Below are 15,333 nucleotides of genomic sequence, written 5' to 3' on the forward strand. Positions count from 1 at the left end.
TCTTAATAAAAAAGCCGGGACTTTCGTCAAAGTCCCGGCTCTTTTCCAGCAGTCGGCGCCAAGGCACTGACTCGCGATCAGTCGTCGAACTGCCCTTCTTCGTCACGCCGGCTCATGCCGTACTTGCGCATCTTCTCCACCAGCGTGGTGCGGCGAATCCGCAGGCGCTCTGCTGCACGAGCGACCACGCCGCCGGCATCGTCAAGTGCTTGTTGAATCAACCCCTGCTCCAGCCCACCCAGGTAGTCTTTCAGGTCCAGCCCTTCGGGTGGCAGCATTGCCGGCGTGTCGATGCCTGGCAGGCCGGCGACGATGGCCGCACGCTCTTCCAGCTCATCACGCAGGCTGGCAGCCAGGTGTTCATCTTCGTCATCGACATGGCGGAATTTCTTCGGCAACTCGCCGACGCCAATCACCCCGTAGGGATGCATGATCGCCATGCGTTCCACCAGGTTGGCCAGCTCACGGACGTTACCGGCCCAGTCGTGGCGGCACAGCGACATGATGGCCGCCGAATTGAAGCGGATGGAGCCACGCTTTTCATGCTCCATGCGCGAGATCAGTTCGTTCATCAACAGCGGAATGTCTTCGATACGCTCGCGCAGCGGCGCCATCTCGATGGGGAAAACGTTGAGGCGGTAGTACAGGTCCTCGCGGAAGCTGCCATCCTCAATCATCTTCTCCAGGTCTTTATGGGTCGCGGCGATGATGCGCACGTCGGCACTCTGGGTCTTGTTGCTGCCCACCCGCTCGAACGTCCGCTCTTGCAGCACGCGCAGCAGCTTGACCTGCATCGGCAGCGGCATGTCACCAATTTCGTCGAGAAACAGGGTACCGCCATTGGCCAGCTCAAAGCGTCCAGCGCGACTGGTGATGGCACCGGTAAACGCACCTTTCTCATGACCGAACAGCTCGCTTTCCAGCAACTCCGCGGGAATCGCCCCGCAGTTGACCGGCACAAAAGGCGCTTCACGGCGCTTGGAGTGATAGTGCAGGTTGCGCGCCACCACTTCCTTGCCAGTTCCCGACTCCCCAAGAATCAGTACGCTGGCGTCGGTATCGGCGACCTGCTGCATCATCTGCCGCACGTGCTGAATCGCACGGCTGGTGCCGACCAGACTGCGAAACAGATTGGGCTCACGATGGCGGCCGCGCTCACGGGCCTGGTCGTACATCTCCCGGTAAACCTGGGCGCGATGCAGGGAGTCGAGGAGTTTGTTGTAACTGGGCGGCATGTCCAGGCTGGCCAGCACACGCCGACGGATGTCTTCCGGCCATTCTGCGGCCGCTTGCATGTCCATCATCAGTATCGGGAGGAACTCATCCCAGGCACCGATCTGCTTGATCAGCTCCAGCGCGCCACCGCGCAGTTGCACATCGCCTAGCAATACGCTGAGCACGCCGCGGCTGGACGGCAAGTCTGCAGTGGCCTCATGCCAATCCTCACTCCCGCATGCTAGATATTCTTCGCCAAGAAAATTCAAAATGACCGTCAGATCACGACGGCGCTCACGGTTGTCGTCAATCAGTAGGATTTTGGTTTCACGCCACATAATGTCTGGTCTATCCGGGGGGCTGAACGAAGGTCTGCGAAGTCATGGGACTGCTGCGCCGGCATTTAGCCAGTAGTAAAGTCAATTTTTTGGACGCAGTCAAATTTATGGCGTGCTTTGGTTTCACCATTTTGCTTGATCGCTAGGCGTATCCACAAAAAATTGGGGATGAGGCACAAGAAAGATGGCAGACGAATCAGCGAGCCCGACGAGCGCGGGCCGGGAACTGACCACGCGACTCAACCGAATAGTTGGTAGACCTTGGCACCCTGCTGCGCCTGATTAAGCTGCACCAACTCACCCGCCAGGCGTTGTTGTTCAGACTGGCACAGAGTCACCAGCTCACGATAAAGATCGAGCAACTCCTGCATCCGGGCACGCAGCGCAATCTCATCGGCAGGATCAATCATCGACTCATCAATCGCCTGGCGGCACTGCACGTCCAACTCGGCAATCGCTGCCCAATCTCGGCTAGCCAGGGCATCACGCAGTGCAGTACCGGTATCTTGCAAACGCTGGACAGAGGTTGTCATCGAAAAGCTCCCAAATGGCTCTGGCGACTTATTGGCTAATAGCGTCCCAGCCGGATTTTACATCGCGCAGCAGGTCCGCAACTTCGTCGAGCGGCTCAGGCACATTCTTCACATTGGCTTCGATCAGGCGGGACACCATGTACTCGTACAAGCTGTCCAGATTAGCCGCCAACTCGCCTCCAGCATTGAGATCCAGGCCATTGCGCAGACCACCGATAATACCAATGGCTTTACCAATCAGCTCACCCTTGAGGGCAATCTGACCGCGCTCCATAGCACCGCGAGCCTGGGCCAGCCGTGTCAGGCCACCCTCCATGAGCATTTGAATCAGACGGTGCGGGGTCGCCTCAACGGCCTGGGCGTGGGTGTTCACATGCTGGTATTGGCGCAGGGCTGTCATTGCGTTCATTGTCACGTCTCGCTGTGCTGGGCTGCTGATACTGGTGTATCGACGCCCAGCCAGGAAACTTTAGCGCATTCAGCTCGCAGATGGCTCTACTTCGGCCTCTATCGCCGTCCACGCTTCCTGGAGTTGAACCAGCAGGGCTTCGACTTCTTCAAGACTGCCTGCCTCGCGCTCAATCGCCACGCCTGCCAGACAACGGGTCATGTAGGCATAGAGCGCATCGAGATTCTCGGCAATCTCACCACCAAGCTGCTTGTCCAGGCTGGCCTGCAATACGCCAAGAATCGTGATGGTGGTACCCACCGCCAGCCCGCGCACCTCGCTGTTGCCCTCGGCTTGCGCCTGACGCGCCAGCTTGACACGCTCAATGGCGCCGTCGAGCAGCAATGCAACGGCACGGTACTGCGAGACATCCTGGCTGGTTTTGACTTTCTTGTAGGTATCGATCGGCTTATTCATGAATCAGCTCCTCTCTCTCACGACACCTGGCAGATTGGACAATGCGCTGCCCAACGAGTCGCTGGTTCGGGTCAATTGCCCGATCAAGCTATCCATGGCGTTATATTGCGAATAGAGGCGCGCCTGAATCGCGGCCACGCGAGTTTCCAGATCGGCTTTCTGTTCTTTGATATCAGCATCAGTTTTTTGCAGGCCGCTGATGCGCTGCTCTAAAACACCACCACTCTTGACATAACCATCAACACGATCACTGAGGCGATTCATCAGCCCGTTATCACCAGTGATAAATGACCCAACCGCATCAAAGTTATCCTCAAGAGCCGCGGTGAGCTTGGTATCGTCGATGGCCAGCTTGCCGTCTTTTTGCGTGGTAATGCCCAGATCGGCCAGCGCACGGAACGGATCGCCGCCTTGGCCTGCAGCAGTATTGCTTAGCTCAGAACGCAACCCATTGAGCACATTACGCACCGTAGAGTCGCCAAGCAGGGCACCTGTCAACGGCTCGCCACTCTCACCAACCTTGGTGAAGCTGGTCAGGCTATTGGTCGTTGTGATGAGCTTGTTGTAGGCGTCAACGAACTTCTTCAGGCTGTCCTTGACCGCTGTTGTATTCTCACCCACGGTCAGGGTCGTACTCACCCCTTCCTCAGCTTTGACCAATGTGAAGGTCACCCCCTCGATCGCGCCACTGACCGCATTGGTAGCGCTTTCCAGAGACAAACCATCGATCTTGAACTTGGCGTTCTGCGCCTCGCTGAGCGCAGCCGGCCTATTGGTCACCAGCCCTTGCAGGTCGGCACCCGACGCCGCCAGGGTCAGATCATTACCGGCGCCGGTCTTGTTGGACGAGAGCACCAACTGTGAGGTGCCATTAGCCGGATCGCTGATGATGTTGGCACTGATGCCCTTTTCATTGAGCTGGGTATTGATGGCATCGCGGACTTCCTTGAGCGTTGCGCCCGCAGCGACGTCGACATCAAAACTGTCAGCACCCAGACCGATAGTCAGCTTACCGCCAGAGGCAAAGGCGAGGTTCGAATCCCCAGTGAGACTGCCAGAAGCAATCTTGGACGCACTGGCAAGCTGCTCAACCTCGACTCGATAAGTTCCGGTGAGCGCAGTTTTTTCGGCACTTGCAGTAAGACGGGTCGCGTCAGAGGACGAGGCCTTTCGGGTACCAAACAGACTGGCATCATTCAGACCATCGGCCGCTGTCTGAAACTCACTCAGGGCACTTTTGAAAGAGCCCAACGAGGTAATCTGCGTTGTCGTCTTGGTTGTCAGTCGCGCCAGCTGCGCATCTTTAGGCGCGCGCTCGGCCGCCACGGACGCCTTGACGATCGAGTCAATATCGATGCCCGATCCTATACCTGTGATACCAGCCATGTTAGTTGCCTCGCCAAAGGGTTGACACCCTATTCCTGTTACCTAACGGTAAACAAGTTTCATGCCATTGCACTCACGCCTCAGCCTTGAACAGCAGGCTGCGGACCTCCGTGAGGTTCTCGGCCAGCTTGAGCGCTTCCTCCGATGGAATCTGGCGAATCACATCACCCGAGTTTGCATCGGTCACTTTGACCACGACCCGGCCATTGCCATCGTCGAGGGAAAAATTGAGATCGCGTCGCACAGACTGCACGAACTCCTGGATGTTGTTCATGGCCGTTTCCAGCTCAGCCCGGGTCGCCGGCTGTTCAGCCTGCTCCTTATCGGCTGCAACTTTGGCCTGCGCAGTGTCAGCATTTGCCGATAGAGCACTGCCTTTCTCAGCACTTTCCGATGATCGTGGTTTGACCGCTTCCGGCGCCAGGCCACTCTGTTTCATCGCATCACGTATCGAACCAATGTCCATAGTCTTTTCCTCAAAAAGAGGGAATGGGGAGGCAGGTTACCCTGGCTCCCCATCGATGCTACCCCGAAGCTTAGCCCAGCAGGCTAAGCACAGCCTGCGGCAACTGGTTGGCCTGGGCCAGGATCGCCGTACCTGCCTGCTGCAGGATCTGGTTCTTGGTCAGGTTAGCCGTTTCCGCTGCGAAGTCAGTATCCTGAATTCGACCGCGGGCTGCCGATACGTTTTCCGAGATATTCTGCAGGTTACCAATGGTGTTCTCGAAGCGGTTCTGTACCGCACCAAGATCAGCTCGCTGGGCATCGATCGCCTGGATGGCATCGTCGATTACGATGACCGCTTTCTGCGAACCGATCACGTCGGTGATGTCAATGTCGTCGACCAGGTTGCCGCTTGTCACTTCAGCGACATCAATATCAGTACCAGTGCCCGAGGCAGATGCAGTTTTCGCAGCATCTACGGTAGCGCCAGAACCGAAGCTCAGCGACTCAATTTGACCGGCTTCAGAACCGGAGCCCAACGAAGTTACCAGATCGATGCTGCCGCTTTCATTGACGAACGCACCAACCCCGATGTTTGCGTCGTTGATTACAGTTGCGAGAGCCTGAACTTGCTCGGCCTGAGTAGCACCACTGGCGAAGGTCGCACTGAAGGTGCGTGCCTCACCGCCGACCATGGTGATCGATACAGCGATGGCACCGGAAGCCGATGCAGTACCAGTAGCAACGCTGCTAGCAGTGATCGAACCCGAGCTGAAAGTACCTTCCAGCGACTCGGTGCTCATTTCGTCGATCTTGACGCTGATGGTTTCGTTCGCAGCACTACCAACCTGGAAGGTGGTGGTCTCGAAGGAACCGTCAAGCAACTTCTTGCCACCGAAGGTGGTGGTGTTGGAAATACGGTTCAGCTCTTTCTTCAGCTCGGTCACTTCCGAGTTCAGGGCTTTACGCTCTTCATCGCTGTTCGAGCCGTTGGCCGATTGCAGGGAGAGGTCACGCATACGCTGCAAAATGCTGGTGGACTGCTGAAGTGCGCCTTCCGCGGTCTGCGCCATCGAAATGCCGTCGTTGGAGTTCTTCACCGCAACGTTGAGGCCGTTGATCTGGCTGCTCAGGCGGTTGGAGATCTGCAGGCCGGCCGCATCGTCCTTGGCGCTGTTGATACGCGAACCGGTAGACAGACGCTGCAAGGAGGTGTCCAGGGCCTTGGAAGAAGTGTTCAGATTGCGCTGAGTGTTGAGGGACGCAATGTTCGTGTTGACTGTAAGAGCCATGATGTATGTCCTCCATCGGACCTAGCTTAGTTGCCTGAGGCTGCGAAACCCGGTCCTGCAGTTCTCAGGCAGCCATTGAGTTCGCGTTCGTATTACTTATCGGCTTGTGTGGCAGGAGCTTTAGGGCGGAGTGAAAATTTTTTTCTTCCCACCTTGACAGCGCCACCACCCCCTTAATCCACGTCAGCTCTATCGGCACAATCAGCCCTAGCTTTAGCCATTGCTTAAAACGCATCAGGCCGCTCGTAAGCGGCCTGATGCGTTTGCAGATCAATCGGGAAGCCAGGCCGTTCGCCAGACTTGCAGGCTATCGCCCTCAAGCATCCAGTCACGCTGCACTGCGCTGCGTAGCGCATCGCCCGCCTGTGCACAAGCGTCGAGGTCGGCCAGGTGCATACGTATGGCATCCACCCAATCACGGAAACGGTTCTTGACCCGCGTCACGGGTAATCCATCCTGATAACAGCGCACATCACTGCAGATCACCGGGAAACCGCAAGCCCCGTACTCCAGCAGACGCAGGTTACTTTTACATTCGTTGAACAGGTTCTGCTCTACAGGCGCCAAGGCCAGATCAAGATTCAGACTCGCCAGGGCCTGCGGGTAGCGGTTTATTTCAACCCCGGCATGCACTTCCTTCATATAGGGACGCAGTTTGTCAGGGCACATGCCGAAAAATACCCAGTCGACCTCGCCAGCCAGCTCACTGACCACGTCAGCAATCATCTCAAGATCGCCGGTATGACTCGAACCGCCCGCCCAGCCGACGCGCGGTCGCGCAGAAACCCGGCGCTTGCTCTGCAAACCACCCCACCACTGCACGGGCAGGCGGTTTTCGATCACCCGAATATCCGCATGTAAATCCGCGAACGCCTCGGCCAGAGGCGCGGTGGACACGACAAACCGATCGACATAGGCCAGGCCGCGACGCAAGGATTTGAGAATGTCCTTGGGCATATGTTGGCGGTGAGCATTTTTTAGCGGCAGGTTGGGCAGGTAATCGTCGAGCTCGTAAACCTTGAAGGCCTTGGAAAAGGCTTTCACCCGGCGCATCGCTTCCAAGCGCGCCTCACCGATCTGACGCTGCAGCAGCACTGCATCGGGCTCGTAGCGTTCCAGGTCAGCCACATGCAACAAGCCCACCGACAAGGCACCATCGATCAACCCCGCCTGCTTCATCGCCGAGAAGGGCTGGATAACCCGATAGTTGCCGCACCCGTAGAGATCCGCCGGGTGCGCAAGGATGGTCGGAACCGGCCGCCAGGCTTGTAGCGGTCGCCAGGCCAATTGGGGGTCGGCCAGCTTGAACCCTTGCTCGACTTGCAGGGAAAGCCCGGCATTGTAGGCAGGATCGCGCGCCAGAATGGGCAGCCAGCGAGCATACATCGCGTCTTCCTGCTCGTGGCTGGCGGATGCAGAACGCTCACTGTCGATCAATAGCTGCACCCGGGGCGTCCAGACATTCAGGTAGCCGGCCTGCCGCGCCTTGAGACACAGATCGACATCGCTCCAGCGCGCCATCAATGGATCTTGGTCAAAACCGCCCAGCTCGACAAAAAGCTCACGACGGATCATCAGGCACTCACCGCTCAGCGCCGAGTAATTCTGCTCGACCTGCAGCCGCTGCATGTAACCTGCTGCATCATGCTCCAAACCCTCAAATGCCCGCCCGGCAGGCCCGAGCAAGCCGAGCAGTAAACCAGCGTGATGAATACGTCCGTCTGCCGACAACAGTTTCGCCCCCACCGCACCGACCTCCGGCCGTAGCGCGTGATTGAGCAATTGCCGTAACCAGTCACCATCGACAACAGCAGACCCGGCATCCAGCCACAGCAACACCTCGCCACGGACATAATCAATCGCTGCATTGCACGCCAGTTGGCGTGATGTATCGCCACTGAACTGCAAGACGCGGATGCGCTCTTCGCCAATCTGCTCGATTGCCTTCAGCCACTCGAGCGTGGCCTGCTCCTCGCTGCCCAGATCCAGCAGGAGGATCTCGTAGTGCGGGTAATCGGTGTTCTCCAGCACGGTTTCCACACAGCGCTGCACCCGCACCAGCTGATCCTTGAGCGGGACCAGGATGCTGACCAGAGGGTGTTGATCGTGACCATATTCAAGCTGATAGCGCCCCGCTTGAGACGACGCCACCTGCGGCTGCTGATAACCACGGGCCTGCAGGTGACGCTCAATCACCTCACGCTCCTGCGGGCTGTCCCGTAGGGCAAACGCGTCAGCAGCCAGCAACGGCTCGCTGACATGGCCCAAGCCATTCAAGCCGCGCTGCTCAATCAAACGCAGGATGTATTCCAGCTCAAAAGCTTCGTCAAACTGCACATTGAAGCCGCCCAACGCCAGCAACTCATCCCGGCGAAACAGCCAGTGGCGCGCGGTACTGGCAGGAAAGCTCAGCAACAGATCAAGGTTGAAGTCAGGACGCAGGGCAACACCCACCTCGCCATCGTCCCCACGCACCAGCTCATCACCATAAAGCGCAACGCACGCTTCATTGCCAATCAGCTCCAGGGCCGTCATCAGCAAGCCACTGCTGGTGAACGTCACTCCGCTTTCAGCGAGCAGGCACCAGTGCACGGGTAGCGCTTGTATGACGCGGTTGAGCGTCTCGACCGTGGAAGCCGAGTTGGTAGGGATAATCGTAAGCGAACGACCAGGCAAGGCTGACAGGCCCGCCAGCGAGACAACCTGAACGTCGATATTGCGATAGAGATTGGACTCTTCGAGGCTGACCAGGCTGCGTTCCAGCGCCTGCGTATCACCAGTACGATCCAGCAAGAGCACACCAAAACGTGGGCCGCCGCCATGGGACTGCAGGCGCTGCTCGATCAATGGCATCTGTTCTGGTGACGGTTTGCGTGCGGCGAGCCAGGCACTCAGTGACGTACCGCTCTGCCCGGCCGCTTTGTATATTGCTGCGAGTATGTCCAGGGGTTTGAACACACGCGTTTTCAGCCGGGTGATAGGCGCCACCTGGACCATGCGTGTCTTGCTGCCGCTGCGGTACCAACCGAGGTCGCGAATACCCTGGCGAAAATCCTGGTGCCCCTTATCGCCGACACCAGGCTTGTCGCGGCCCAGCTGACTGAACTGATCACGGGATACGCGAAAGTCTGTCAGTGGCCGAGCGAGCATGGCCAAATGGCCGCGTTTGAATAGCTTTACATACAGCGCCAGGTCAGCGACCCAGGTCACCCGCACACCATTGAGCACCGACAGCTGATCACCGAAGTCGAGCAAGTCGTTACGGCGGCAGAGCACGGTGCTGGGCTCACCGATGAAGTTGATGGTGTGGTCGGCGAGAAAGGAAATCAGGTCTTCGCCATTGATGACGACATCGTCCCGAAAGGGATACACCGTCGCCAGGGTATCGGGCAATGGGTTGCCCTCTTCATCCACCCGGCGGCGGCGCGAGCTGGCGATAGCAATTCCCGGATCGTCCTGCATGACGGCGACCAGCGAGGCGATACAGTCAGGGTGCAGCATGTCGTCGTCGTGCAGAATCTTGACGTACTCACCGCTGGCCAGCGCGACTGCACGCGCCGTGCTACGGGTTTCCCACAACCGAGTTTCGTTACGTTGGTACTGAATGGGGAAGTCAGCAAAAGGCCGGAAAGCATCGACAACATCCTGCACTTCATCCGAGCGGGCATCGTCACAAATGATCAATTCAAGCGGCCGATACGTCTGCCGCTGAAGACTCTCAAGCGCCTCCGTCAGATAAATGCCCTTGTAGGCTGGCATGACGACGCTGACCAGCGGATTACCCGCGTTGCTCATGTTCTCTGCCACTTACTGCCCCTTTGCCGTTAGTGCTTTCAGGCGCTCCACCACTCGCGCGGAATTACGGTCATCCTGAAAGTTGAAGAATAGTTTCTTGATCATCTGATAGCGGTCGCTTTCGACCTGCTGTGCACAGGACAGCTCTCGGTCCAGTGCCTCAAGGAGGTGACTAAAATCACTGACCACAGGTCCTGGAAAGGCTATTGCCATGTCGTAGAGCAGGCCGTTCTGCTGGGTCTGGTAGTGCTCAAGGTCATAGGCAAAGCTCAGCACTGGTTTATCGATGTAAAGCGCATCGATATAGACAGACGAATAATCGGTCACCACCACATCCGACTCGCGCAGCACGGGCGCAATCTCCTGAATCGCCCCATGCCCCAAATCGATGATGGTCTCGGCATCGATAAAGCGCTCCATATTGAATAGCTGCTCACCTTTGCGGAAATAGTGCATACGAAAGCCGAAGATCGCATTGTGCTTGACCATCAAAGCACGTAACTGCGCGATCTCATCATCGCTGAACTGGTAGCACTGAGAGGCCGTCACCTCACTGTCGCGGAACGTCGGCGCATAGGTAATCAAGCGCCGGCTGCCTTTCCAACGACGTATGACGTCGACATCGTCACGCAGAAAGCCAGGCAAATCCGCATAGGCCATGCGCAGGAAATCATTGCGTGGAAGGCCGGTAATCCATAGGCGGGAATACTCGATGGGATAAAACATCGCTGCCATGGCATAACTGTCGACGTCTGACGAACAGACCAGTCCGTCATAGTGCGCACGCTCAAGGCGTCGATAGTTAGTGCGGTCGGCACGCTTCTGTAACTCGGGACTGACCAGGGCGAACAATCGTTTGAGCGGAATACCGTGCCAGAGATTAATCACTATTCGACGAGTGAGATTGGCCCTTAACACGGAGAAACCACCGTCGAGCCAGCGCCAGGAGATATCCATAGCAATAGAATTAGTCAGTACATAGACCCCGCAGCGTGACAATTGCAGCAAGCCGGACAGCGTCTGCAACTCGATCAAACGGGTATTAGGCCCCAACTCCAGTCGTAACGACGCAGCGTCACAGCCCCTGCAAAAAATCAGCTTGCAGATACCGGGATCGTTTTTCACTTCCTCGTAAACCGCTCGGGCATTTTCGACAAACTGATTTGTTTTCAGCGGATGAACAAAAAACGCCCACCGCTCACAACGCTTGGGTACAAATCTATCGAAAATAGCCCACAGAGGCAGAATAAGACGCTCGACCAATACCTTTGAAGCGATGACCTGACGCCAGAAACCACTCAACTGAACAGACACTCCATCGCGTGACTCATACCTCGCTTGCCGCAATGACAAGCTCACAAATCAGTCGTACGTCAGCCAGAGACAAATCCGGATAAATAGGCAAACAAAGCACACGTTGAGCCACATCGGAAGCCACAGGTAGATTGGCAGAAGCGGCCGAAGGTAAACCCCGGTACATCGGAAACTCGCTAATCAGCGGATAAAAATATCGACGAACCATGACACCCTGCGCGCGCAAACGCTGAAACAGCACGTCCCTCGTCTCAGGATAGTCATCATCAATCAGAACCGGAAAATAGGCATTGTTCGCAACCCCTTTGGTGAAGGGCGTAGGGCATCTGACGCCAACCACGGGATCTAACAGTGAGCGATAAAGCGCTGCGATGGCTCGCCTACGCTCTAGCGCCTGGTCGATGTGTTTGAGTTGAAGAAGGCCGAAGGCTGCGTTGATCTCACTCATCTTGCCGTTGATCCCTGGGGCAACGACTGTGGTTTCGTTGACGAATCCGAAGTTTTTCAAGTTATTGATGCGTTCACGCGTCTTGGCATCGGGGCAGATGATCGCCCCCCCTTCGAAGGTGTTGAATACTTTGGTCGCATGAAAGCTCAGTACGCTGAGGTCGCCATGCCGCAGAACGCTTCCTCCTTCGTCACGAACAGCAAAAGCATGGGCCGCATCGTAGATCACTCGCAGGTTGTATATGTCAGCGATGCGGGCTATCTCTTCGACATTACAAGGCGTGCCATAGCAATGCACCGGCATGATCGCAGTAGTCTGAGGCGTAATGGCTGCCTCGATCTTGGCAGGATCCAGGTTCATGGTGAGCGGATCAATGTCTACAAAAACGGGCTTTATGCCATTCCAAAGCAAAGAGTGCGCCGTTGCCACGAACGAATAAGGCGTGGTGATCACTTCTCCGCTGATACGCAATGCCTGCAACGCGGTAACAAGCCCCAAAGTGCCATTGGCAAACAACGCAATGTGCTCAACCCCAAGGTAATCGCAAAGTTCACGCTCCAGCGCCTTATGCATGCTGCCGCCATTGGTCAGAATGCGGCTGTGCCAGATTTCCTCCAGATAGGGAAGAAACTCCTCTAGCGGCGGTAACAATGGACTGGTGACGGGAATGCTTTTCATAGGCTGGCCATAAGACGTGGAGTCTTCAGTTGAAAAAACCTAGGGCTGGAAGGCGTCATAAAAATGACATCAGCTTCCCGGTAATTGCCCGATGTGGACTCTTGTGCAAGCAACATACCCACTCCTGCATTGACTGATCAGGGAGTGCGCAAGCTGACCCCCCCCATTGGCGCAGAATAGAGCAACTGATAGCCATTGTCGGCATTCAACGGTAGAACGGCCGCACCTGAATCGGTCAAAAGCTGCCCCCCGAGACGGTACTGACCATTACCGACGCTACTGCGGTAACGCAAAACAAGCCCGTATAAGGAACCACTTCGCGCGCTATTTAATTGCACACTAAATATGTACATGCCAGGCCCTTTGAGTCCACGGGATTGAAATGTAATTTCAGCGCTACCGTCTAATGACTGCATGGCAAACTCGACCTCACAATGCGCCATGATCGTATCGTGTATTTCCAGCTCAAGCGTCAATTGCGAGCTGTTCAGCGACCACCCCCCCACTCGAAAAAAACCGATCGTGGGAAAGTCTATGCGAGAGGTCTCAGGTGACAAGCCTAGCTCAGGATTATCGAGAAAGGGTTGTTGCCAGTAACCGTGGCCATCAATCGCCAGGACGTGACCATGGAACGGCAGAGCCAACAGATAACAGAGCCCAGCGACCTCATCACGCTTGATCAGCTCCAGATAGAGCACACGTCGAACACCTAATGCACGGTAATCGAGATCTCCGAACAGACTTAGCAAGCGCTGAATGGCGGTGATGAATACGCGACGAAACTCAGGTGAACGAATGATCGCATTGATGACTTGCAGCGCTCGCTGCAGATTAGTCACGGCGATCAACCGACGGTATGTCTCTGCGGCGGGTATGCCATCGAAGTCGTGCCACTCGATCTCCACAGAACGAATGCGATCAAGAAAGTTAGATACCTGCGTGGTGCTCTGGGTGATGGAAGCACCTGCACCGACAGGGCGAGTGCGCCACTTATAGACCAGTGCAGTAATGATTGAAGTCCTGCGACTATAAAAGTAGGCCTTGTGTACAAACTCGCGATCGGCATAGAGCAACCCCGGCACCATACCCAGACCGTATTCGCGCAGGAACGCCAGGCGAAAGATCTTGTTCCAGTAGAAGCCGTCATGCAGCAGTTCGGGGAACTCATCAACTGAGGAGATACGCCGATGCTGACTCCAGACCAAAGGCTCGTAAAGAAACCCGGCTGCAGAATGCTGGTCGTCGATCAAGCGCGTGGCCCGACCGATGACGATGTCCGCGCTACTGGCTAAGGCTTCGGCAATCAGCAGGCTATAGCCTTCCTCAGTAACCACATCGTCGGAATCGACCAGCGCCACATAATCGCCACGCGCCAGGGAAATCCCCAGATTGCCGACTACGGCTCCACCCCCATTGGTTTGAGTCAGGCAGCGGAAGTTTGCATGGCGCTGCTCATAGTGACGACAGATTGCAAGGCTATCATCGGTACTGCTGTCATCAATGGCGATGATCTCCACGTTTCGATAGTTCTGGCCAAGCAACGAATCGAAACAGGCCGGTAGATATTCAGCGGTGTTGTACACCAGTACTACGATGGAAAGCAGCGGTTGCATTGGGCTTCTCCAAGGACAGCTCAGGCACGCCAATCCAAGAGTTGTTCGACAGCATCCAGATCAAACACGGGAATGCCTACCTGGCGACTGACATCCAAGCGTTCCCGATAGGAGTCATCAATAAACAGAACGCCCTGGCGACGCTCAATCACATCACTCTTAGGTGAACCATCGACGATATGGATAATCTGGCTGAACAAGTGCTCACTGATTTTGTACTGCGCCAACGTAGCCCGCGGGCACTGGGCATGCCTGGTGATCAGGATGACAGAGACCTGTTGATTTACCCACTGATACAGTAATGCCATCAGTAGTGTATTCACCGATCCCTTGATGATCAGCGTGTCATCCAGATCGAGGTAAACGCAGTCATATTGCAGGCCCGTCCTGAAACGGCTCTGTAAGGCGCGATCCATCTCAAGAGGATAATCCTGGGGCAATACCTCAAATGCCAACCCGGCATAGGCGTAAACACTGAGTAGCGGATAGTTTATTCCTAGATTGCGAGATAGCCCCATCGAGCCAGCTATTCGCGGGGCGATTTCAAGTAATTTATAGCGCCCCTGCACATCGCACTTGATCTGGAAGAACCAAGCCCCTTTAAAACAAAAAGTACTCGCGATACTGTCGGCGATCCGTTCAACTGACTGCGCAAGTCGAACCGGACGCGTACGCACACTAATACCGGACTTGACACGACTCCGCTCGCGAGGTGAAAAGTGCAACAGGCGCCCCGCTGAATCACTAATACAATCGACCGTATACTCAGCCCCTGGCAGATACTCGGAGAACACATACTCGATGCCGCAATCCAGCAATTGCTGATGACGCTGATAGTCATGCACGACTTCAGCGCCTTGGGAGCCTTGCCCAACAGCTGGCTTGGCAAAAATGGGATAGGTATCGGAAAGGCCGCTAATGTCTGCTGGGATAAAATCAAACCCGGCCTCGCTCAATCGAGCATAGGTGCTGTTCTTATTTCGACAGACTCCTGCAACCGCAGCACTCGGCACAGCAGCCGTTGCCAACAGCGTATCGCGACACTCGGCCAACTTGAGAACCACACTGTCGTGAGCGGGTAGAATCATGTCGATCCCCCACTCCTGAATCAACTCATTCAACTGCTCAATGAAGTCCGGCGACTGTACGTGCGCATCAATCTGACGGTAGCGGAGGTAGGCGAACGCTCCGTGGTCGGACACCGATGAAGCGCCATACAGCTCTACGGCTTTGCTGTACTTCAGCGCAGCGTGAATCTCCAGGCCAATTTCCGAGCCGCAGGGGAAAACCAGAACTTTAATTGCCACACGCTTTACCTGTAGGGATGGTCTGAAAAATCCTTTCTCGAAAAATACAGCCCTGCAACCATCCAGGTCGCAGGGCGATGATTTCGCGCAGCAGAGACTTTTTCA

The 15,333-nt window shown here is 56.1% G+C and carries 12 protein-coding genes; all 12 read right to left on the minus strand.

Annotated elements, in window-relative coordinates; genetic code table 11:
- Positions 1-77: 77 nt before the first annotated feature.
- The 12 genes from BMW49_RS03340 to BMW49_RS03395 all read right to left on the minus strand — a co-directional run bounded on the left by BMW49_RS03340 (position 78) and on the right by BMW49_RS03395 (position 15,228).
- On the minus strand, positions 78-1,553 hold the full coding sequence (locus BMW49_RS03340; protein ID WP_069515884.1) for a sigma-54 dependent transcriptional regulator: 1,476 nt from the start codon (positions 1,551-1,553) through the stop codon (positions 78-80).
- Between the two features lie 239 nt (positions 1,554-1,792).
- The gene (locus tag BMW49_RS03345) at positions 1,793-2,086 is read right to left on the minus strand and encodes a flagellar protein FliT (protein WP_069515885.1); all 294 of its coding nucleotides are present in this window, start codon (positions 2,084-2,086) and stop codon (positions 1,793-1,795) included.
- A 28-nt stretch (positions 2,087-2,114) separates the two neighbouring features.
- Entirely contained in the window at positions 2,115-2,495 is a 381-nt protein-coding gene (gene fliS / locus BMW49_RS03350) for a flagellar export chaperone FliS (protein ID WP_069515886.1), read from the minus strand.
- A gap of 69 nt (positions 2,496-2,564) precedes the next feature.
- Positions 2,565-2,951 (minus strand): flagellar export chaperone FliS, encoded by a 387-nt coding sequence (gene fliS, locus BMW49_RS03355; protein WP_069515887.1) that lies wholly within the window; start codon positions 2,949-2,951, stop codon positions 2,565-2,567.
- Between the two features lie 3 nt (positions 2,952-2,954).
- Entirely contained in the window at positions 2,955-4,337 is a 1,383-nt protein-coding gene (fliD, locus tag BMW49_RS03360) for a flagellar filament capping protein FliD (RefSeq protein WP_069515888.1), read from the minus strand.
- A 73-nt stretch (positions 4,338-4,410) separates the two neighbouring features.
- On the minus strand, positions 4,411-4,803 hold the full coding sequence (locus BMW49_RS03365; protein ID WP_069515889.1) for a flagellar protein FlaG: 393 nt from the start codon (positions 4,801-4,803) through the stop codon (positions 4,411-4,413).
- Positions 4,804-4,873: 70 nt separating this feature from the next.
- Positions 4,874-6,073 carry a flagellin gene (locus BMW49_RS03370; protein WP_069515890.1) on the minus strand — a complete coding sequence of 400 codons (1,200 nt, stop codon included), beginning with the start codon at positions 6,071-6,073 and terminating at the stop codon, positions 4,874-4,876.
- Between the two features lie 270 nt (positions 6,074-6,343).
- A complete protein-coding gene (locus tag BMW49_RS03375) occupies positions 6,344-9,868 on the minus strand; it encodes a glycosyltransferase (RefSeq protein ID WP_069515891.1) in 3,525 nt (1,174 codons plus the stop codon).
- A gap of 12 nt (positions 9,869-9,880) precedes the next feature.
- Positions 9,881-11,170, minus strand: a complete 1,290-nt coding sequence (locus tag BMW49_RS03380; RefSeq protein ID WP_244168302.1) for a CDP-glycerol glycerophosphotransferase family protein — start codon at positions 11,168-11,170, stop codon at positions 9,881-9,883.
- A gap of 25 nt (positions 11,171-11,195) precedes the next feature.
- Positions 11,196-12,308: a DegT/DnrJ/EryC1/StrS family aminotransferase gene (locus BMW49_RS03385; RefSeq protein ID WP_069515892.1), complete on the minus strand. Its 1,113-nt coding sequence runs from the start codon at positions 12,306-12,308 to the stop codon at positions 11,196-11,198.
- Between the two features lie 137 nt (positions 12,309-12,445).
- Positions 12,446-13,921: a glycosyltransferase gene (locus BMW49_RS03390; protein WP_069515893.1), complete on the minus strand. Its 1,476-nt coding sequence runs from the start codon at positions 13,919-13,921 to the stop codon at positions 12,446-12,448.
- A gap of 20 nt (positions 13,922-13,941) precedes the next feature.
- Positions 13,942-15,228 carry an ATP-grasp domain-containing protein gene (locus BMW49_RS03395; protein ID WP_069515894.1) on the minus strand — a complete coding sequence of 429 codons (1,287 nt, stop codon included), beginning with the start codon at positions 15,226-15,228 and terminating at the stop codon, positions 13,942-13,944.
- Positions 15,229-15,333: the final 105 nt, after the last annotated feature.

The organism is Pseudomonas cuatrocienegasensis (assembly GCF_900110925.1).
GTDB classification, from domain to species: Bacteria; Pseudomonadota; Gammaproteobacteria; order Pseudomonadales; family Pseudomonadaceae; genus Aquipseudomonas; species Aquipseudomonas cuatrocienegasensis.